Origin of the sequence: Exiguobacterium sp. s80 (genome assembly GCF_018618725.1) — a bacterium.
Lineage (GTDB): Bacteria > Bacillota > Bacilli > Exiguobacteriales > Exiguobacteriaceae > Exiguobacterium_A > Exiguobacterium_A oxidotolerans.
On sequence record NZ_JACSMP010000001.1, the window covers coordinates 1,148,840 to 1,168,548 of the forward strand.

Consider the following 19,709-nt stretch of genomic DNA (forward strand, 5'->3'; position numbering starts at 1 on the left):
TATAAGATGATTGCCGATTTGGCAAAGTACTACCGGTGTTCAGTTACATTGTCATGCCGCCATCAACTGCGAGCGTTTGCCCTGTGATGTAACGGGCTTCATCCGAAGCGATGAAGCTGACGAGTGCTGCGATGTCTTGCGTTTGCCCAAACCGTTTCAATGGAATTTGTCCAAGTGACAGATTCCGTTGATCGTCCGTCAATTCATCGGTCATATCTGTTTCGATGAATCCTGGGCAAATCGCATTCGCTGTGACCCCTTTACTTGCGAGTTCACGGGCGACCGATTTCGTCAACCCAATCAAACCGGCTTTCGCGGCCACATAGTTCGCTTGCCCCGGATTACCCGTGATGCCGACGACCGAAGCGATATTGATGATGCGACCACCCGCCTTCATCAACGGGCGTGATGCCGCTTGTGTGACGAGGAACGCCCCTTTTAGGTTCGTATCAACGACAGCATCAAAATCGGCTTCTTTCATACGCATCAACAAACCGTCGCGTGTGATACCAGCATTATTGACGACACAATCCAGTTGACCGAATGTATCGACAGTCTGTTTAACCAACGCCTTGACTTGATCAGCGTTCGCAACGTCTGCTTGGATGGCGATTGCCTCACCACCAGAAGCGATGATATCCGCGACGATGGCTTCTGCTTTTTCAGTGCTACCGGCATAGTTGACGACGACTTTAAAACCATCTGCCGCGAGACGTGTTGCGATCGCCGCACCAATCCCCCGGGAAGCGCCTGTTACGAGTGCTACCTTACTCATCCACGAATTCCCTCCGCTTCTAGTTGTTCAAGTGTCGTGATACTAATGATTTTAACGTCTTTTTTGATACGTTTGACAAGCCCACTAAGTGGTGAAGACGGTCCGAATTCGATGAAGGTATCGACACCCTCTTCAATCAATTGCTCGACACATGCCTCAAAGCGAACAGGTGAATACAATTGTTGAACGAGCAGACGTTTCAAGTCGTCCGGTTGATCGTGAAACGATCCGTCCACGTTTGAGATAAACTTCGCTTGCGCCGCTTCGAATGGTGAAGAAGCAAGGAAATCTTCGAAACGTGGTGCGAACGGTGTCATTAAAGAGGAGTGGAACGCACCGGAGACATCGAGTGGTAAGACACGCTTTGCACCGAGCTCTTTTAATTTCGCTGTCGCCGATTCGATGGCTGCGACGTGACCTGAGATGACAAATTGGCCGGGACAGTTGTAGTTCGCGATTTGCACGATTTCACCTGTCGCCGCAATCGATTCGACGGCATGGTGTGCCGCTTCGACATCGTTTAATCCGATGACGGCAGCCATCGTTCCACCTGAAACCTGGTTCATCAACTTACCACGTTCATGGACAAGATAAACGGCTTCACTCGGCGTAAGGACCGATGCTGCGACAAGCGCGCTGTACTCCCCGACGCTATGCCCAAGGACATAGTCCGGTTTGTTACCGAGTGCCGCATAACGAGTGGCGAGAAGTGTACTATGTGCGACGATTGCGGGTTGAGCAAGCTCCGTCGCCTTTAGTTCTTCTTTTGTACCCGTCGTTAACAGCGTTGTTAAATCTAGGCCGATTCGTGTTCCGAGATCGACTAACGTTTGTTTAGTTTCTTCCTCACTGACAAGTGTCTGTCCCATACCGGGCATTTGTGACCCTTGCCCCGGAAACATCCATACCGTTTTCCCCATCTCGCTCACTCCTTTAGCTCTATTTTGTCTTCGCTTCAATGATTTTCGCAACGACGTGTTGCTCGACCATCATTTCAGCCTGTGCCAGCGCACGACTGAAGGCATAGGCATTGCTCGAGCCGTGTGCTTTGATGACAGGTGCCGCAATTCCGAACAACCCGGCCCCACCATATTCTTCGTACGCGAGCAATTGCTTCATTTTTTTAAGTTTCGGCTTTAAAATTAACGCCGCGATTTTCGAACTGAATGAACTCATGAACTGTTCCTTCATGACACCCATAATCATGCTTGCAGCACCTTCCGTACTTTTCAACAACGTATTCCCTGCAAATCCTTCTGTGACGATTACGTCCACATCACCACTCATCGCTTCTCTCGCCTCGACATTCCCAATAAAATGAATAGGGGCAGTCTCAAGTAAGGGATATGTTTCCTTCGTCAGTGCATTGCCTTTACCAGCTTCTGAGCCGATATTGAGCAGACCAACTTTCGGTTGTTTGATACCACGAACTTGTTCTGCGTAGACTGATCCCATGATGGCATAATCAAGCAAATGTTCTGCTTTTGCATCCGGATTAGCACCGACATCTAAGATGACGACACCTTTTCCGTTTCTTGTCGGGAAAGTCGGGGCCAGCGCAGGACGGTCAACCCCTTCGATTCGACCAATCACAAACAATCCGGCAGTCATCAGTGCTCCCGTGTTGCCTGCTGAAATCAAGGCATCCGCCTCTTTTGTTTTCACCAGGTTTGCAGCCACAACGAGTGAGCTATCTTTTTTCCGTCGAATCGCACGGACCGGTTCGTCTTCTCCAGTAATGACAGTCGCCGCGTGAACGATCGTCACACGGGAATCCTTGATGTCGTAAGAACGTAACTTCAATTCATCTCCAACCAATCGAATTTCAATGTCCGCCTTCGGGCGCTCCCCTAAATACTGGATCACACCTTCGACAATCGCACGGGGGGCGTTGTCACCACCCATTGCATCTACTGCTAAAATCATCATGATTCCTCCTTACTACTACGATACACCGTAAACTCACCGATAAAGACACACTCATCACCGACATAACTTTCGACGTTGATGTCTGATCGTCCATCTTGTCGATGGGAACTGACGAACGCTTTCGCGACGACGCGTTCTCCAACATGGACAGATCGTGTAAATTGCACGTTTGCTCGTGTCGTCAATGCTAACTCGTCATCAATTAACGCGATGGCGAGCGAATTGGCTTGAGCGAACAGAATATGCCCGCGTGCAATCGCGTTCCGGCTAAAAGCGTGTTCCGGCAAAATTTCTAAAATCGAAATCGCAGATGTATCAAGTTTCAGGTCAATCATATCACCAATGACTTCGCTTTCGGTCAAAGTACGCACGTCATCGAGTCGTTCTGTCGCGACGTGTTTAATCCGTTCCCGTAATTCAGGGATTTTCAATTCCATTCGATCGAGCCGAATCGTCTGAATGCTGACGTTAAAATGAAGCGCAAGTGCTTCATCCGTGATGAATGGGTTTTGTTCAATCGTATGCTGTAGTTCTACTTGCCGTTCTTTTTTAGGTACCCGCATGTACGTTCCTCCTACAAGAAGGATAATCACTATTATCACCTGGTACTAATAGTAGTATATATCCCCCGTTGTTCACTTTCAAGTATTATTCAATTCTTTCTCCGTCAAGCAGTCCTTGCTCTTCGATATAATAGCGTAACACGTCGTAGTCCGATGTTTGCCAAAAGGCATCCGAACGTAACAAACGGACGGCGTCGTTCCGGGCTGTTTCCATGATTTGAATATCGAGAGCAGGATCTGTCAGGACGAAACGTGGCAATCCACTTTGTTCTGTCCCAAAGAAATTACCCGATCCGCGTAGTTCTAAGTCTTTTTCCGCTAATTTGAAGCCGTCGTTCGTCTCTGTCATCGTCTTAATTCGCTCTTTCCCGGTGTCAGACGACGGATCAGCAATCAAGATACAATATGACTGCGCATCCCCTCGTCCGACACGTCCACGCAATTGATGCAGTTGCGCGAGACCGAATCGTTCTGCATCGTAAATGACGATGATTGAGGCATTCGGGACGTTCACCCCGACTTCGACGACAGTCGTCGAGACGAGGACTTGGACCTGATTGTCCTTGAAAGCTTGCATGACCTCGTCTTTTTCAGATGAGCCGAGACGTCCGTGCATCAAACCAACTTGATGATCGCGGAAACGTTCGACGAGAACGGCATGCAATTCCATTGCATTTTGAACATCAAGCGATTCAGATTCCTCGATCAATGGCGTGATGACATAGGCTTGCCGCCCGAGAAGTAATTCCTTCTCAACAAAACCAAAGACACGTTCAATCTGTTCTGGTTTTGCCCAGTACGTTTCAATTTCTTTACGCCCTGCTGGCATCTCGTCGATGATCGAAACATCCATATCGCCAAACACAGAAATCGCAAGTGTTCGCGGAATCGGTGTCGCCGTCATATAGAGGACATCTGCTTGCGCTGCTTTTGCTCGGAGGCGCTTCCGTTGTTCGACACCAAACCGATGTTGTTCGTCCGTAATCACTAAATGTAAGTCCTTGAAGACGACTGTATCCTGAATCAAGGCATGGGTGCCGACGAGGATGTCGATTTCTCCTTGCCGTAAGGCTTCTAGCAATAACACACGAGCCTTTCCTTTGACAGAACTCGTTAAGAGACCGACTTTAATCCCGAATGGTTCGAGTAACGGGGCAAGTGAGGAAGCATGCTGCTCCGCTAGTATTTCAGTCGGAACCATCAAGGCACCTTGCTTGTTCGCACGAATCGTCGCGAACAGGGCAATCGCCGCGATGACGGTCTTCCCACTTCCGACATCTCCTTGCAGCAACCGATTCATTCGCTCTGCTCGATGCATATCACTCAAAATTTCTTCTGTCACTCTTTTTTGAGCGCCTGTCAACGGAAATGGCAGTCCTGCAATGAACTCGTCGACGGCTGCTTGATGTAACGGTAAAGCAATGCCTTGTCCCTGCCGCTTTCCAAGTCGTAATGTCTGAAGCTTTAACTGAAAATAGAGGCACTCTTCATACACATAACTTCTTCTCGCCGCCGTCAATTCTTTTCGATGCGTCGGGAAGTGTAGCGCCTTCAGCATCGTCATCCGGTCGAGAAGACGATACGCCGTCCGAATCGAATCGGGCACCCGCTCCCCGACTGATTCTACTGCTGCGAAAGCGAGTTCGACGACACGGCGGAACGTCTTCATCCGCATGTCACCTTTTAAGGAATAGACGGGTGTCAGTTCACCTTCGATCGCCCCGAATTGAAGTTCCGTCGCTGAAATCGTCATCCGGTGCAAATCCCACTTGCCGCTGACCGTCACTTCTTCCCCTAACTTCAACTGGGCTTTGTAGAAGGCACGGTTAAACATCGTCACCGTGACGCTGTACCGTTCTTCGACAAGTAACCGGAACGTTAGCCGATTCTTACCTTTTCCGTAATAACGAACGAGCGGTTCTGATTGAACTTGACCTGTGAACTTGACCTTATCTTCATGGATGGCTTCCGTCAAACTCCCCGTAACGAAATCATCGTAACGAAATGGGACGTGCTCCAGCACGTCCGAGATCGTTACGATATCCATTTCTGCAAGCTTAGTTGCCAAATCACGCCCGACTCCCTTAAGTGCCGTGACCTCACTTGATGGATTCATTCGATAAATCTCCAAAAATCTTCGACTCGAGCCAGCGTCCAGTCGGTGTATTCGCAAGACCGCCTTTCGCCGTTTCACGTAAGGCAGAAGGCATCATTTGACCGATTTCATACATTGCCGAGATGACTTCGTCACACGGAATACGTGACGTGATTCCAGCCAGTGCCATATCTGCTGCGACGAGCGCATTTGCTCCTCCCATCGCATTTCGTTTGACGCACGGGACTTCGACAAGTCCAGCGACTGGGTCACAGACGAGACCAAGCATATTTTTTAAAGCAATTGCAAACGCATGCGCCGATTGATCCGGTGTGCCTCCTGCCATTTCGACGATGGCAGCTGCAGCCATTGCTGTCGCCGAACCTACTTCCGCTTGGCATCCGCCTGCCGCACCTGAGATGGAGGCATTATTGGCAACAACGAACCCGAACGCACCCGATGTGAAAAGGTATCGGAGCATCTCCTCGCGTGAAGGCTGAAGCCGTTCTTTGACGGCGAACAACGTCCCTGGGACGACGCCCGCGCTCCCTGCTGTTGGTGTCGCACAGATTTTCCCCATTGCCGCGTTGACTTCATTCGTTCCGATGGCTTTGCTGACGGCATCTAACAAAAGATCTCCCGATAATCCGTTCCCTGACGCCCGATATCGTTGCAGTAAGACTGCATCCCCGCCTGTCAAACCGGTGACCGATTCGACACCGTCGCCTGTCAATGACCGTTCGACAGCTTCTTCCATGACTTGTAAATTCCGTTCCATCATTGCGTATACTTCATCACGCTCTAAGTGGCGGACCGTCATTTCTTGTTCAATCATGATTTCCGAAATCGGGACATTCTTTTCCGTAGCGAGTGCTACGAGTTCTTTTACTGATTTAAACATTTCTTCACTCTCCCATCATGACGGATCGTTCGACTTGTGGTAACCGGTTAATTTCTTCAAGCACTTCTTTAGGCATCCGATCATCGATTTCAATCGCCATCAAGGCTTGACGTCCTTTTTCGTGGCGCGACACTTCCATGTGACCAATGTTAATTTCATAGTCTGCGAGAATACTTGTGACTGCCGCAATTGCCCCGAAACGGTCGTGGTGCAGGACGACAAGTGCCGGCCCGCCACCTGAGAGGCGCAACGGTACACCATTCAACTCTGTAATTTCAATCGTTCCTCCGCCAATTGAAATGCCGACGAGTTCAAATTGATTTTCTCCGTCAGTTAAATGGACTCGCGCCGTGTTCGGATGGTCCGTCAGTGCTTCACTCGTTTCAAAATGAATCCGAATCCCTTTCCCTTCGGCGATTTTAATCGACTCAGGAATCCGATCATCAAACGTATCATAACCAAGCACTCCACCAATGATCGCTACGTCGGTTCCGTGCCCCCGGTACGTATCGGCAAATGATCCATAAAACGTGATATAAATGTCTGTTGGCGTTTCCCCGAACAACTTACCCGCCATCAAACCGATTCGTGCTGCTCCTGCCGTATGGGAACTCGATGGTCCTACCATGACAGGACCGATGATATCAAATACACTACGATACTTCATTTCATTTCCCCCTCTCTTTTAAACAAAACAAAATCCCACCTCTATTATCGCAGATGGTGGGATTCGTGAAAAGGTAACTTCACATTTATTCTTTATTCAACACTAAGAATATATGAATAGAGCGGTTGCTTTCCGTCGTGAACTTCGACTTCAGCGTCCGGATTGACAGATTCGATGTAAGCGACTAACTCGTCGACTTCATCTTGGGCTACGCCTTCTCCGAATAAAATCGTTACGATTTCGTCATCTTCCGTGACGAGCGTATCGATGAGTTTCTTCGCTGCACCGAGACTCGAGTGATCCGTTGCGACGATTTGTTTTTCCGCAATCGCCATGTGATCATCTTTTTTAATCTCGACACCATCGATACTCGTATCACGGACAGCATATGTGATTTGTCCTGACTTGACAGCACCAATCGCATCCATCATGTGACGCTCGTTCTCATCGACTGTCGCTTCCGGGTTGTAGACGATTGTCGCAGCCAGTCCTTGTGGGACCGTTTTTGATTTCACGACCGTCACGCCGCATGATGCAACAGATGCTGCTTGTTCAGCCGCCATGATGATGTTCGAGTTGTTCGGATACACATAGACGTGCTCCGCATGCGCGTCTTCAATCGCTTTGACGATATCTTCCGTCGATGGATTCATCGTCTGTCCACCTTCGATGACGATGCTGACACCGAGTGATTTAAAGAGCTCACTGATCCCTTCGCCCATTGCGACCGTGACGAGTGCAGATTTCGCTTTCGCTTTCGTTGCAACTGGAGCTGTTACGTGATTGACGCCTTCTTCTTCTAAAATCGTTGAGTGTTGTTGGCGCATGTTTTCGATTTTAACCGCGACGAGCTCACCAAATTTTTGTCCTTTGTTGATGACATCACCTGGTGTCTCGACATGGACATGAACTTTGAGCAACTCTTCATCTGCGACGACGAGCAGTGAATCTCCGAACTCAGATAATTCGTTACGGAATGCTTCTTCACTGAACGGCGCATTCGCTAACTTATCATCTTGGAAACGAACCATGATTTCTGTACAGTAACCGTAATGGATTTCCTCTGTCGACATGAAGCTTTGAGCCGATTTATGATGCTCTGCTTCGACGAGTGCTTCCATGACAGGAGCATGCGGTTTTTCAAGTTCTTTTCCTTCGAGTGTCGCAAGGAACCCTTCATAAATACAAACAAGTCCCTGTCCACCAGAATCGACGACACCGACTTCTTTTAAGACCGGTAAAAGATCGGGTGTTCCTTCAAGTGAAACTTTTGATGCTTCGACAATCCCGCGCATCAATTCAAGTAAGTCCGTCGTTGTTTCCGATTGTGCGATCGCAGCGACTGCTGTTTCACGAGCAACTGTTAAAATCGTCCCTTCGACTGGCTTCATGACGGCCTTGTATGCTGTATCAACACCTTTTTGCAAGGCATCTGCGAATTCCTTCGTATCGATTGTTTGTTTTCCTTCAATCGATTTCGAGAAACCACGGAATAATTGACTTAAGATGACACCAGAGTTCCCACGTGCCCCCATTAAAAGACCTCGTGCGAATATTGATGCGACGTCTGCGACAGAATCAGATGTTGCGTTTGTTGCTTCTTTCGATCCAGATGTCATCGTCAAGTTCATGTTCGTTCCTGTATCGCCATCCGGCACAGGGAACACGTTCAGTGAATCGACGAAATCTGCATTTTGATAGAGATTTGCCGCGCCATTTTGAATCATCTTGACTAATTGGGCTCCTGTTAAACGATCTACACTCACTAAAGTTTCCTCCTCTATTTCCGTCTTAGACATTCGTCAAACGGACTCCTTGGACAAAAATATTTACAGATGTCACTTCTAACCCTAACGCTTGGTTCAACGTATATTTAACACGGCTTTGAACATTGTTCGCGACTTCAGAAATTTTCGTACCGTAACTCACAATGATATGCATATCGATGTGAACTTGTTCTGAAGATTGTCGAACGATGACGCCACGTGCAAAATTCTCACGTTTCAATAATTCAGCTAGCCCATCTTTGATTTGTGATTGTGATGCCATACCAACGACACCAAAACATTCCATTGCTGCTCCGCCCGCCAGTTGCGCGACGACATCATTATCTACATCAATCTTTCCATAGGTCGTTTTCATCTCGATTGCCACCTGAGTAGCCCCCTTTAACTAATTGTGTTCTTCTCGTAATTCTACTATAAGGACCTACTATTGAAAAGTCGCCGTACTGACTATACAATGAATAAGTGAAAAATAGTAGCGGTCAAATGAACTTTTACCATCATCCTCATCCATTATTTTAAATTTTGAGGTTCTCTGTCAAGTTTTTTTCTTGTCAGCTACTTTTTTTATGTTGCAACCGTCCTGACACCATGCTAAGATAGCAAAGTGTCTATTAGGACGAACGCAAAACAACATAAAAGGAGGCGGAACGCATGGCACGTAAATGCTACGTTACTGGAAAATCGCCGAAGTCGGGAAACAACCGTTCACACGCATTGAACAAAACGAAACGCACTTGGGGAGTCAACGTACAAAAAGTACGTATCCTCGTTGACGGTAAACCTAAAAAGGTTTGGGTTTCAGCTCGAGCTCTTAAATCAGGTAAAGTCGAACGCGTATAAGGCGCAAAAACCGGACGGGAATCTTCCCTTCCGGTTTTTTTGTCGTCTTTTTTATTTTTCTCCTAAAGTAATTGTCGCAGCATTTGAAAACGCTTACAATAAGTTGGCAGTTACTTTATTGCTCAAGGGGGAATTCATCATGCAGTTAAAAAGAGCCATGACAAGCCGACATCTATTTATGATTTCGCTTGGTGGTATTATCGGGACGGGGTTATTTCTCGGTTCAGGGTTGACGATTTCGCAAGCAGGACCACTCGGGGCGGTCCTCAGTTACATCGTCGGCGGGACGATCATGTACTTAACGATGCTCTGTCTAGGAGAGATGGCTGTCCACATGCCTGTGTCCGGTTCATTCCAAACGTATACGACACGTTTTATCGGTCCAGGCATCGGTTTTGCCGTCGGTTGGATTTATTGGCTCGGATGGGCCGTAACCGTCGCTCTTGAAATCACAGCTGCCGGTAGTCTGATGGATCGCTGGTTTCCACAGGTTCCCGTCGTCATCTGGTGCGCCTTATTTACCGTCATCTTATTCGGATTGAACGCCATCTCTGCGAAAGCATTCGGGGAAGCAGAATTTTGGTTTTCAAGTCTTAAAGTACTCGCCATCCTGTTCTTCATCGGACTCGGGGGAGCCGCATGGTTCGGATGGATTGATATGGCGGCTGAACGACCAGCTACGTTGTTCGCGAACTTCACGGCGAACGGCTGGTTTCCGAACGGGGCTCTCGGCGTCTTGACGACGATGATTGCCGTCAACTTCGCTTTCCAAGGAACAGAATTGATTGGTGTCGCTGCCGGGGAATCGAGTGAGCCAGAAAAATCGATTCCGAAAGCGATTCGTAATACGGTTTGGCGGACGTTTATTTTCTTCGTCCTCTCGATTACAATTATCGGAGCTTTAATTCCGTATGAGTCAGCGAGCGGCATCAGCAGTCCCTTCATCATGGTCTTTGACGCAATCGGCATCCCATATGCTGCAGATTTGATGAACATCGTCGTTTTGACGGCACTCTTATCCGTCGGAAACTCTGGACTGTATGCTGCGACACGCATGCTCTGGTCGATGTCGCAAGAAGGCATGATTTCAAAGAAACTCGCCATCGTCAATCAGCGGGGTGTGCCGATGCGCGCCTTAACGTTCACGATGCTGTTCGCGATGTTATCCTTATTGACGGCATTCTTCGCAGAAGATACCGTCTTCATCTGGCTATTATCCATCGCCGGTCTCGGAGCACAAGTCGGTTGGATCTCGATTTCCGCTTCGCAAATCGCTTTCCGACGCCAATTCATCAAGGCAGGACACACGCTTGACGAACTGAAGTTCAAAACACCGTTCTTCCCAGTCTTACCCATCCTCTCATTCTCACTCAATCTGCTCGTCTTAATCAGTTTAGGTTTTCAAGCCGATCAACGCGTCGCCTTATATCTCGGCGTCCCTTTCTTCCTACTGACATGGGCGAGTTACCATCTCTTCGTCAAAGGGAAACATATCGCTGCCAAAAGCGAACAACAGGCAGCCAGTTCGACACTTCACGACAATCGGTAACTTGTTATCGGACCCTGGATACACCGGGTTAATCTCAAACAGGCGGCTAACTAAATAAGCTGCTAAAAAATCAAAGCGCCGATGATTCCGTTTCACATACGGAGTCATCGGCGTTTGCCATACCTATCTTTTTGTTCATGACGTCATGACGTGTACTTGAAGAACGCATGTCCCGATCGCTTCAGCGGGATATGATGGAGTCGCGTCTATCACGTTTTTATTTTTCGTGCGTGCGCAGGACGAGAACTTCCCCTTCGACGACCGTCACTTGCGCAACACCAACCCACTCATTGCTGACCGTCAGCGAACCACCGACCGGAACAGGATGCTCCGTCAAAGGGTATTTGACGCCGCGTAACGTCAAGTTCGACGGGACAAGGGGAATGAATGACAGGTAATGATACCCTTCAGACGCGAGTTCGTACTGACCGGTTTTCCAGTACCGGACATCCTCACGTTTCGTCACGAGTCGTGCTGTCGGGAATTGTTTTAACAAATAGACGTTCTGTAGCGTCATGTCGAGCCGACCACCCGTCGCACCAAAGATGAGTAGTTCAGCACCTGCAGCCTGTTCGGTAGCGTAACGTAACGCTAGTTCTAAGTCCGTTTCATCTTTTTCTGCCGGATGAAGCAATCCACCATCCGGAACGTATCCGAGCGAATCAAAGTCACCAATTGCCACATCAAAATCAAGTCCTTGCTCCACTAATGTCGCAATCCCGCCGTCAACACCGATAATCATCGTCTTGTCTTTCACGAATGGTGCGAGCGTCGGGACGTCTTCTGCCGGTCCTGCCGCAACGATTAAAACTCTCATCTTTAAATACCGCGAGCGGAGTAACGTAAAAGACGTGGTGCTGTCGTAAGCAAAATACCTGCAACGACCCCACATAAAACATACGACGGAGCCATATACGTCGCGTTATAAATGAACGAGTATGGAACGACAGGTCCTTTGGCATACTCTGCAAAAAAGACGATTCCACTGATGACATGACAGATGTAACGTAGACCTGCACCTAACAAGGTCGCAAACAAGACAATCGTCATGAGACGCTTTTTTTGACCTTCTGTTGCTGCTTTTTTGACTTGGCCTGCAAACACTCCACTCAAACCGACGACACCATATGCAAGCGTATAGTCAAGCAGCGGTTGGACGACCGTCAAGACTTGCGGAGCGAACATCAATTGAATCGTTCCGACGAGCGCACCCGTGATGACACCACCAACGACGCCGTGACGAAAGGCCATGACGAAAATCGGTAACATCGCTAAGCTGATGGATCCGCCTTGTGGCATTTTGAACGGAATCAATAAATCAAATACAACACCGAGACTCGCGAAAATCGCAATCTCCATTAACATTTGTAATCGTTTCATACTGTGTTCCTCCTAAAAATAAAATAATGATGACAACAAAAAGGCAGTACGACGGACGCCGTACTGCCTGCGTGCGCCACATCCCTACGTCCGTCTGAACGGAACAGGTTCGAAGGGTTAAAGTCTACTCACTTCTCTCAGCCGCTTGACGCGACACCCCTTGCGGTCAAAATTTAATTGTCTTGGCTCTATTATACGTGAGCCGCGTTTCGAATACTAGTGATGGCTTCTGCATAGTCTGGTGCATTGTAGATTGCAGAACCTGCGACAAGGACGTTTGCCCCATTGTCGATACACAGTTTTGCCGTTTCCGCGTTGACACCACCATCGATTTCAATTTCGAACGTCAAACCGCGCTCTGCTTTGATCATCGCTAATTGCTTCAGCTTCGTCATGACGCTCGGCAAGAAAGCTTGTCCGCCAAATCCTGGATTGACCGTCATCAACAAGACCATGTCGACTTCTTCTAGGACATGTTCAATCGTCGACAGTGACGTGTGTGGATTCAGCACGACGCCGGCCTTTGCTCCAGCCCCTTTAATTTGTTGCAAGACACGATGGACATGATTCGTCGCTTCGACATGGAAGGTGACGATATCCGCTCCTGCCGCTACAAACGCTTCGACGAAGTTTTCTGGTCGATCGATCATTAAATGAACGTCAAGGACCATGTCCGTCTTTTGACGAAGACTACTGAGGACGGGTAGACCAAATGAAATGTTCGGGACGAACTGGCCGTCCATGACGTCGAAATGGATGTAATCTGCTCCTGCCGCCTCGACAGCTTTAACGTCTCGTTCTAGGTTGGCGAAATCTGCTGATAAAATAGATGGTGCGATTTTAATCATTTCAATACCTCCGCGCTCGATTCTTGATTTCCTCTACAAACATACCATAATTCGTATAGCGTGAGGACATGATTTCTTCTGCCTCAACTGATTTTTTGACAGCACAGCCTGGTTCGTTTAAATGCAGGCAACCACGGTATTTGCACGTATCTTGCCGTGCGACGAATTCCGGAAAACACCAACGTAATTCTTCGATTTCCATCTCGTGTGGAAAATCGAGGTTCGAAAACCCAGGCGTATCAGCAATCAAACCCTCTGCAAGCGGAATTAACGTCACATGACGCGTCGTATGTCGTCCGCGTCCGAGCGATTTCGAGATGTGGCTCGTTTCGAGATCGAGCGTCGCATCGAGCGCATTCAACAATGAACTTTTTCCGACTCCCGACTGTCCCGCGAGCACACTTGTTTTTTCCTTGAGTAGCGGGCGGACTTCCTCTACCCCTTCTAGCGTCTCACTCGACGTCTCAATCACCTGATAACCGATTTGTCGGTAACCGGCAATCGCCGTCCGGACTTCTGCTTCTGCTGTTCCTTGCAACAAATCCATCTTCGTCAAGATAATGATAGGTTGAATCTCTTTTGCTTCGATTAAGACTAAAAACCGATCGAGCAAATGGGCTGAAAAGTCCGGTTCTGCTGCTGAGACGACAAGCAACGCTTGATCGATGTTTGCGACCGGTGGACGAACCAGGAAATTTTGCCGTTCCTTCACTTCTAAAATGTATCCAGTTTCGCTTTCGATATGCAATACGACCTCATCTCCTACAACAGGACTGATACCACGTTTTCGGAAGTTTCCCCGAGCGCGCGATCGCACCTCGCCCTGCGTCGTCATGACATCATAAAACCCACCTTGTAGACGAATGATCGTCCCGTCCCGATTTTCTTCGATACGATTTTCTGCCATCCCATGCCCTCCTTCAATTTGCGGTTCGTAGCACACTCATTGTTCTGCTTTCGCTTGTTTATAGGTAATCGTTTTCGAGCGATACACTACATCATCTTTATAAATCGTGATTTTTCCTTCTTCGCCCGGATCAATCGTCACCGGAACATCAAATGTTTCGTCACTGTCAATCGACTCTTCAATCACCGTACGTTTCCCTTTAGCATCATCCGTCTCGATTCGAATGACTTGCCGCGGCGGATCTTCATCCCCTTCACCTACAGCATCGTAGGCTACTTTTTCCGGGAAGGTCGCCGTCACGGTTTGTTCTTCCTCCCCTTTTGAAATAAAGACCGTCACGGAATCGTTCGGCTCGACTTTGACACCCGCTTGCGGAAATTGACGAATGACTTGGTCCAGTTCGACTTCACTCGAAAATTCTTGTTCGAATGTACCATCGAGACCTGTCGCGTCCAAGTACGCTTTTGCTTCAGCACTCGACATGTTCGTCAAATCCTTCAATTCAAATGCTGACGAACCTTCGGATACCGTGATTGTAATCGTCTGTTCTTTTGCAATCACTTCTGTTCCGGCTGAAATCGATTGCCGGATGACATTGCCTTGTTTGATGTCTTCCGACTCTTCTTTTTCGACATCTACTTTTGAGAACCCAGCATCCTTCAAGATCGAGGTCGCTTTTTTCTCTGTTTCGTCCGTTACATCCGGCACTTCGACCGGATCACTGCCCGTCGAGACAACAAGATTGACCGTCGAACCTTTTTTGACGGTCACTTTTGCCCGCGGTGCTTGACTGATGACAAGTCCTTCATCAATCGTATCACTTGATCGCTCAGTCGATTCGACGATAAAACCGAGTTTCTCAAGTTGTTTTTCGGCCTCGTCCGCATCTTCTTTTGCGACATCCGGCACAACGACCGTCGGATCCGGCCACATCGCGAACGTTGTCGCGGCACCTCCGAGTAGGAGGAGGAATACGAGCACAATCCACCATCGCTTTTTTTTCTTTTGCTTCGGTACAACTGTCGCGACCGTAGCTTCTTCTTCCTTGACCGGAGTCCCGGACGGAGCCGAGACTGGACTCAACACCATCGTTTGCTCCATCGGATCTTCCCCGCGAACCCCTTCATCTGCTCGTTCAACAGATAAGGCCGTCACCATATCTTCCCGAAATTCAGCAACGGATTGTTGCCGATCGTGCGGGGCCTTCGCTAGTGCCTGCATGATACAGTTTTCTAGCGCTTGCGGCACGGCAGGATTCAAGAGGGATGGCCGCCGCGCTGTATCTTGCAAGTGTTTTAATGCCACGGCAACGGGTGAATCTCCTTCGAACGGGACGTGTCCTGTCACGAGTTCATAAAGGACAGCACCGAGCGAATAAATATCCGATTTTTCATCGGCAAATTTTCCTTTTGCCTGCTCAGGTGAGAAGTAATGCACTGAACCAAGAACGGACATCGTATGTGTCAATGTCGCGTTCGACATCGCGACGGCAATACCGAAGTCCGTCACCTTGACCGTACCATCCTCTCGGACGAGCATATTTTGTGGTTTTATATCTCTGTGGATGATGCGATGGGCATGGGCATGATCAATCGCGTCACAAATCTGACTGATGATTTCAACCGCTTTATTGATTGCGAGCGGTCGTCCTTCACAGTAGGTTTTCAACGTCATCCCATCGATGAACTCCATCACGATATAGTAAATCGAATCCTCTTCACCGACATCATAGACGGCAACGATATTCGGATGGTTCAAACTTGTCGCAGCATGAGCTTCGCGCTCAAAGCGCCGAATGAATTGTTCATCATGCGAAAATTCAGTCCGTAAAATTTTGATTGCGACATTCCGTTTTAAGATTTCATCATAAGCTTGATAGACATTCGCCATCCCGCCATTTCCAACTAGCCGTTCTATGCGGTAGCGGTCATTTAATCGATCTCCGTATCGCATATTCAGCCCCTCTTTCTTTCTTTGAAACGGATGGCAGCAACGGTGATGTTGTCTGCTCCACCCCGCTCATTCGCCTCAAAAACTAATCGTTCAACGATTTGCTCGAGTGGCGCATCTTCTTGTAGCAGCTGTTGTATTACTTCATAAGGGACTTCATCCGTTAATCCGTCACTACAGACGAGGACAATTTCATAATCTGGTGCATCCCGGACTTGGACGTCGACGTCGACGAGTTCGTTCGAGCCAATCGAGCGCGTGATGACGTTTCGACGTGGATGATTTTCGACTTCTTCTTCCGACAGTTCACCTAATTGCTTAAGCATATTGACATAAGAATGATCATCTGTCAGTTGCTTCAGTTGACCTTCTTCAATCGCATAGACTCGACTATCCCCGACATGACCGATAACGAGGAGTTCGTCCGACCAACAGACACACGCCATCGTCGTTCCGACGACGGCCAAGTTTTCTGTCTTGGAGTACTGTAAGATTTTAGAATTGGCTTCCTGCACTTGCTGTTCAATCCAAGAAGATAATTCAGCTGGTCGGCTTGGCATGTCCGCATAGGCATCAGCAAATACTTGATGCACAATCGCGCTTGCCTTCTCACCTGCCGCGTGACCACCCATTCCGTCAGCGACGACGGCAAGCCCTTGTTTTTCATCACCAACGAGTAACACCGTATCCTCGTTTTGCAATCGCACTTTTCCCGTCGTCGTCAGATAAGCTAACTCCATGACCGTCCTCCTCTTCTATCTCACCTACTGTTGATGCATTTAAGAAAATTCAGCGTGCGTGTCATCCTTGCTTTTTAAAGGCTGCGATGTAAAATCCGTCGGTCCCAAGCGTCGTCGGAAGCAACTTGAGCTCCGCCCGTTCTGAAATCAACGGCTGCACGCTTTCTGGCATTCGCCCTTTGAACGACTCATCAAAAACAAACCCTTGGCTTAAGATAAATTCCGTTTGTTGTTCATTTTCGACTGGATCAATCGTACACGTCGAATAGACGAATGTCCCTCCGCGCTTGACGAGTGGAAGAACTGCCTCGATGATTTGTCGCTGAATGACAGGTAACTGTGTTAAATTTCCTGGTTGCTTTGTCCATTTAATGTCGGGTTTCCGGCGGATGACACCGAGTCCAGAGCACGGTGCATCAACGAGAATCCGGTCAAACGATTCTGCATCGAACCGGTCGCCGACTTTTCGTGCGTCGAGGGCTTCTGCTTCTACCGTATCGAGTTCAAGACGTTCTGCCTGTTTTTTTAGTAATTTAATTTTATGTGTGTGTAAATCAAGTGCCGTCAACGAACCTGTCGTCAAGCCTTCCGCAATATGCATCGCTTTCCCACCCGGTGCTGCACAACTGTCGAGCACATGGTCAGACGGTTCTGCTCCGACGGCCCGCGCAACGAGCATCGAACTCTCATCTTGAAGCGAGAGATACCCACGGTCGAGCAAATCCGTTTGTTGGACACTGCCACTGATGATTTCAAGTCCGTCCGGGGCGACGGCGGCTGGTTTAGCAAAGACACCTTGGGCTTCGAGTAATTCGACGGCTTCTTCGACGGTCGCTTTATTCCGATTGACGCGGACCGTGACGGGTGCCGCTTCGTTGTTGATTTGACAAATCTTCAACGTCTCGTCTTCCCCGAACAATTCAATCCAGCGCTCGACAAGCCACTCCGGGTGACTCGTCTCAATGCTGATTCGTTTGCTCGTTGAAGGAATCGCCGAGAAGTCTGGTTTCCCTTGACGTAAAACGTTACGTAAGACACCGTTGACAACTTTTGCGATATGCGGTTTTCCACGCGTTTTCGCGATTTCGACCGCTTCGTTGATGACGGCGTGATCCGGAATCCGGTCTAGATAAAATAACTGATAGACACTCATCCGGAGTAACGGTCGCATGAAGGGATCGAGTTTTTTTTGTGACGCGAGCAACGGATCGAGGATATAGTCGAGTGTCAACTCACGGCTGAGTGTCCCATAGACGAGTTCTGTATATAATCCGACATCGGCTTTTGAAATCGCCCGTTTTTCAAGCATTTGGTGGACGGAGATCGTCGAAAATGCACCACCTTGTCCAATTTTCAATAACGTCGTGACTGCAGCATCGCGTACATTCATGCATCTTCGCCTACTTTCTGTCCGATTTCGAGCGTCTGACCAATCCCACGCATGAAGGTCGCACCATCCATCCGTTTCTTTCCGGCAGGTTGGAGATCGACGAGTTTCAAGGCGATATCCGAGCCCGTCGCAATGACCGGACCATCGCTGTCGAGCGCAATGATTTCTCCTGGTGTTCCGGTCCCTTCACACTTCTCAGCGAAGTAGACTTTAAGTCGATCTTTGCCAAGTAGCGTATAGGCACTCGGGAATGGGTTCATCCCCCGGATGTGGTTATAAAGTTCTTCCCCCGGGCGAGAGAAGTCAAGCCGTTCCCGTTCCCGACTGATATTCGGAGAAAATGTCACGTCTTCTTCTCGTTGCGCTTCTGGTGTTAGTCTGCCAGCAAATAACTGCGGGAGTGTTTCAATCAATAAACGTGCTCCAGCGTCACTCAATTTTTCGAACATCGTACCGACCGTATCCCGTTCTTCGATCGGGACGATGATTTTTGATAACATGTCTCCCGCGTCCAAGCGATCGACCATATACATGATTGTCACGCCCGTCTCCTTCTCACCATCGATGATGGCTTGATGAATCGGCGCCCCACCACGGTACTTTGGTAACAAGGACGCGTGGACATTGATTGCGCCATATTTCGGAGCCTCAAGTACGGCAGACGGAACGATTTGTCCGTAAGCTGCCGTGATGATGATGTCCGGGTTCAGGTCGAGCAAGTCTTGGTAATCCTCGCGAATCTTCATCGGTTGCAAGACAGGAATCGCGTGGGCAAGTGCGACTTCTTTGACCGGTGTCGGTTTAATTTCGCGTTTTCGTCCGACCGGTTTATCCGGCTGCGAGACGACACCGACGACATTGTACCCAGCATCAATCACTTCACGGAGCGTACTCGCTGCAAATTCAGGCGTCCCCATGAAAACGACACGTGGTGCCGCATCCTGTTCAACGAGTTTATCCGTGAACAGCACGCCGTCGAGATGATCCATCTCATGCTGGATTGCACGCGCGAAAAAACCACTTGCTTTGATTTTAACGCTGCGTCCAAGGCGGTCTTGTGTTTTGACGACGATGTGGTCGAATCGTTCGACAGGACCGAAGACACCAGGCATACTCAAACACCCTTCGTCATCGATTTGCGATCCACTTGATTCGAGGATTTCCGGGTTGATCAACTCAATCGGACCTGTCTCGTCATCGGTATGGACAACGGCGACACGGATCGGCTGATTAACTTGTGGTGCTGCGAGTCCGACGCCGTCATACTCGTACATCGTGTCGAACATTCGATCGATCATCTTGCCTAACTTTTTATCAAACTTCGTGACGCGTTGACACGTCTGACGCAATACGTCATTTGGAACTTCTACTACTTTATACATACTGCC

At 48.7% G+C, this 19,709-nt stretch carries 19 protein-coding genes, 1 pseudogene and 1 riboswitch; of the genes and pseudogenes, 2 read left to right on the forward strand and 18 right to left on the reverse strand.

Annotated features, from left to right (window positions below):
• Window positions 1-43: 43 nt before the first annotated feature.
• From fabG to KNP94_RS06140, 9 genes are all read right to left on the reverse strand, one after another.
• The gene (gene fabG, locus KNP94_RS06100; protein ID WP_214892056.1) at window positions 44-775 is read right to left on the reverse strand and encodes a 3-oxoacyl-[acyl-carrier-protein] reductase; all 732 of its coding nucleotides are present in this window, start codon (window positions 773-775) and stop codon (window positions 44-46) included.
• Window positions 772-1,695, reverse strand: coding sequence for an ACP S-malonyltransferase (fabD, locus tag KNP94_RS06105; protein ID WP_215115425.1), 924 nt, complete (start codon window positions 1,693-1,695; stop codon window positions 772-774). Before fabD ends, fabG begins: the two co-directional genes overlap by 4 nt.
• 19 nt (window positions 1,696-1,714) lie before the next feature.
• Complete coding sequence (plsX, locus tag KNP94_RS06110; RefSeq protein WP_029330860.1) at window positions 1,715-2,701, reverse strand: phosphate acyltransferase PlsX; 987 nt, start codon at window positions 2,699-2,701, stop codon at window positions 1,715-1,717.
• Window positions 2,701-3,267, reverse strand: coding sequence for a transcription factor FapR (gene fapR, locus KNP94_RS06115; protein ID WP_029330861.1), 567 nt, complete (start codon window positions 3,265-3,267; stop codon window positions 2,701-2,703). Before fapR ends, plsX begins: the two co-directional genes overlap by 1 nt.
• Before the next feature lie 85 nt (window positions 3,268-3,352).
• Window positions 3,353-5,383 (reverse strand): ATP-dependent DNA helicase RecG, encoded by a 2,031-nt coding sequence (gene recG, locus KNP94_RS06120; protein ID WP_215115426.1) that lies wholly within the window; start codon window positions 5,381-5,383, stop codon window positions 3,353-3,355.
• The gene (gene sdaAA, locus KNP94_RS06125; protein WP_088837392.1) at window positions 5,367-6,263 is read right to left on the reverse strand and encodes an L-serine ammonia-lyase, iron-sulfur-dependent, subunit alpha; all 897 of its coding nucleotides are present in this window, start codon (window positions 6,261-6,263) and stop codon (window positions 5,367-5,369) included. Before sdaAA ends, recG begins: the two co-directional genes overlap by 17 nt.
• Before the next feature lie 4 nt (window positions 6,264-6,267).
• Window positions 6,268-6,930: an L-serine ammonia-lyase, iron-sulfur-dependent subunit beta gene (gene sdaAB, locus KNP94_RS06130; RefSeq protein ID WP_088837393.1), complete on the reverse strand. Its 663-nt coding sequence runs from the start codon at window positions 6,928-6,930 to the stop codon at window positions 6,268-6,270.
• A 92-nt stretch (window positions 6,931-7,022) separates the two neighbouring features.
• Entirely contained in the window at window positions 7,023-8,696 is a 1,674-nt protein-coding gene (locus tag KNP94_RS06135) for a DAK2 domain-containing protein (protein WP_369834716.1), read from the reverse strand.
• A gap of 25 nt (window positions 8,697-8,721) precedes the next feature.
• Entirely contained in the window at window positions 8,722-9,084 is a 363-nt protein-coding gene (locus tag KNP94_RS06140) for an Asp23/Gls24 family envelope stress response protein (protein WP_029330866.1), read from the reverse strand.
• A 284-nt stretch (window positions 9,085-9,368) separates the two neighbouring features.
• Between KNP94_RS06140 and rpmB the strand changes: the two genes are divergently transcribed.
• Window positions 9,369-9,557, forward strand: coding sequence for a 50S ribosomal protein L28 (gene rpmB, locus KNP94_RS06145; protein WP_023468758.1), 189 nt, complete (start codon window positions 9,369-9,371; stop codon window positions 9,555-9,557).
• Window positions 9,558-9,696: 139 nt separating this feature from the next.
• On the forward strand, window positions 9,697-11,106 hold the full coding sequence (locus tag KNP94_RS06150; protein WP_215115427.1) for an amino acid permease: 1,410 nt from the start codon (window positions 9,697-9,699) through the stop codon (window positions 11,104-11,106).
• Between the two features lie 217 nt (window positions 11,107-11,323).
• Here KNP94_RS06150 and KNP94_RS06155 read toward each other — a convergent pair whose 3' ends face one another.
• The 9 genes and pseudogenes from KNP94_RS06155 to def all read right to left on the reverse strand — a co-directional run.
• Window positions 11,324-11,923: a thiamine diphosphokinase gene (locus KNP94_RS06155; protein ID WP_214892062.1), complete on the reverse strand. Its 600-nt coding sequence runs from the start codon at window positions 11,921-11,923 to the stop codon at window positions 11,324-11,326.
• A 2-nt stretch (window positions 11,924-11,925) separates the two neighbouring features.
• Window positions 11,926-12,486 carry an energy-coupled thiamine transporter ThiT gene (thiT, locus tag KNP94_RS06160; protein WP_029330869.1) on the reverse strand — a complete coding sequence of 187 codons (561 nt, stop codon included), beginning with the start codon at window positions 12,484-12,486 and terminating at the stop codon, window positions 11,926-11,928.
• A 64-nt stretch (window positions 12,487-12,550) separates the two neighbouring features.
• Window positions 12,551-12,657, reverse strand: a riboswitch (TPP riboswitch).
• 20 nt (window positions 12,658-12,677) lie between these two features.
• On the reverse strand, window positions 12,678-13,334 hold the full coding sequence (gene rpe, locus KNP94_RS06165; RefSeq protein ID WP_029330870.1) for a ribulose-phosphate 3-epimerase: 657 nt from the start codon (window positions 13,332-13,334) through the stop codon (window positions 12,678-12,680).
• A gap of 1 nt (window position 13,335) precedes the next feature.
• Entirely contained in the window at window positions 13,336-14,241 is a 906-nt protein-coding gene (gene rsgA, locus KNP94_RS06170; RefSeq protein ID WP_214892066.1) for a ribosome small subunit-dependent GTPase A, read from the reverse strand.
• Window positions 14,242-14,277: 36 nt separating this feature from the next.
• Window positions 14,278-16,194 (reverse strand): Stk1 family PASTA domain-containing Ser/Thr kinase, encoded by a 1,917-nt coding sequence (pknB, locus tag KNP94_RS06175; protein WP_215115428.1) that lies wholly within the window; start codon window positions 16,192-16,194, stop codon window positions 14,278-14,280.
• Between the two features lie 2 nt (window positions 16,195-16,196).
• Window positions 16,197-16,931 (reverse strand): Stp1/IreP family PP2C-type Ser/Thr phosphatase, encoded by a 735-nt coding sequence (locus KNP94_RS06180; protein WP_088837400.1) that lies wholly within the window; start codon window positions 16,929-16,931, stop codon window positions 16,197-16,199.
• Between the two features lie 61 nt (window positions 16,932-16,992).
• Entirely contained in the window at window positions 16,993-18,321 is a 1,329-nt protein-coding gene (gene rsmB, locus KNP94_RS06185) for a 16S rRNA (cytosine(967)-C(5))-methyltransferase RsmB (RefSeq protein ID WP_214810835.1), read from the reverse strand.
• Entirely contained in the window at window positions 18,318-19,238 is a 921-nt protein-coding gene (gene fmt, locus KNP94_RS06190; RefSeq protein WP_251132605.1) for a methionyl-tRNA formyltransferase, read from the reverse strand. The genes rsmB and fmt overlap by 4 nt, the downstream gene beginning before the upstream one ends.
• A gap of 33 nt (window positions 19,239-19,271) precedes the next feature.
• Window positions 19,272-19,703 (reverse strand): annotated as a pseudogene (gene def / locus KNP94_RS15885) (peptide deformylase); the annotation flags it as partial.
• Window positions 19,704-19,709: the final 6 nt, after the last annotated feature.

What these genes read in the sequence shown, in the direction of transcription:
- fabG (WP_214892056.1), bottom strand. Translation starts at nt 775, where the DNA reads ATGAGTAAGGTAGCACTCGTAACAGGCGCTTCCCGGGGGATTGGTGCG.
- rpmB (WP_023468758.1), top strand. Translation starts at nt 9,369, where the DNA reads ATGGCACGTAAATGCTACGTTACTGGAAAATCGCCGAAGTCGGGAAAC.
- KNP94_RS06150 (WP_215115427.1), top strand. Translation starts at nt 9,697, where the DNA reads ATGCAGTTAAAAAGAGCCATGACAAGCCGACATCTATTTATGATTTCG.
- KNP94_RS06155 (WP_214892062.1), bottom strand. Translation starts at nt 11,923, where the DNA reads ATGAGAGTTTTAATCGTTGCGGCAGGACCGGCAGAAGACGTCCCGACG.
- sdaAA (WP_088837392.1), bottom strand. Translation starts at nt 6,263, where the DNA reads ATGTTTAAATCAGTAAAAGAACTCGTAGCACTCGCTACGGAAAAGAAT.
- recG (WP_215115426.1), bottom strand. Translation starts at nt 5,383, where the DNA reads ATGAATCCATCAAGTGAGGTCACGGCACTTAAGGGAGTCGGGCGTGAT.
- KNP94_RS06180 (WP_088837400.1), bottom strand. Translation starts at nt 16,931, where the DNA reads ATGGAGTTAGCTTATCTGACGACGACGGGAAAAGTGCGATTGCAAAAC.
- rsmB (WP_214810835.1), bottom strand. Translation starts at nt 18,321, where the DNA reads ATGAATGTACGCGATGCTGCAGTCACGACGTTATTGAAAATTGGACAA.
- rpe (WP_029330870.1), bottom strand. Translation starts at nt 13,334, where the DNA reads ATGATTAAAATCGCACCATCTATTTTATCAGCAGATTTCGCCAACCTA.
- plsX (WP_029330860.1), bottom strand. Translation starts at nt 2,701, where the DNA reads ATGATTTTAGCAGTAGATGCAATGGGTGGTGACAACGCCCCCCGTGCG.
- fmt (WP_251132605.1), bottom strand. Translation starts at nt 19,238, where the DNA reads ATGGGGACGCCTGAATTTGCAGCGAGTACGCTCCGTGAAGTGATTGAT.
- rsgA (WP_214892066.1), bottom strand. Translation starts at nt 14,241, where the DNA reads ATGGCAGAAAATCGTATCGAAGAAAATCGGGACGGGACGATCATTCGT.
- sdaAB (WP_088837393.1), bottom strand. Translation starts at nt 6,930, where the DNA reads ATGAAGTATCGTAGTGTATTTGATATCATCGGTCCTGTCATGGTAGGA.
- thiT (WP_029330869.1), bottom strand. Translation starts at nt 12,486, where the DNA reads ATGAAACGATTACAAATGTTAATGGAGATTGCGATTTTCGCGAGTCTC.
- fabD (WP_215115425.1), bottom strand. Translation starts at nt 1,695, where the DNA reads ATGGGGAAAACGGTATGGATGTTTCCGGGGCAAGGGTCACAAATGCCC.
- fapR (WP_029330861.1), bottom strand. Translation starts at nt 3,267, where the DNA reads ATGCGGGTACCTAAAAAAGAACGGCAAGTAGAACTACAGCATACGATT.
- pknB (WP_215115428.1), bottom strand. Translation starts at nt 16,194, where the DNA reads ATGCGATACGGAGATCGATTAAATGACCGCTACCGCATAGAACGGCTA.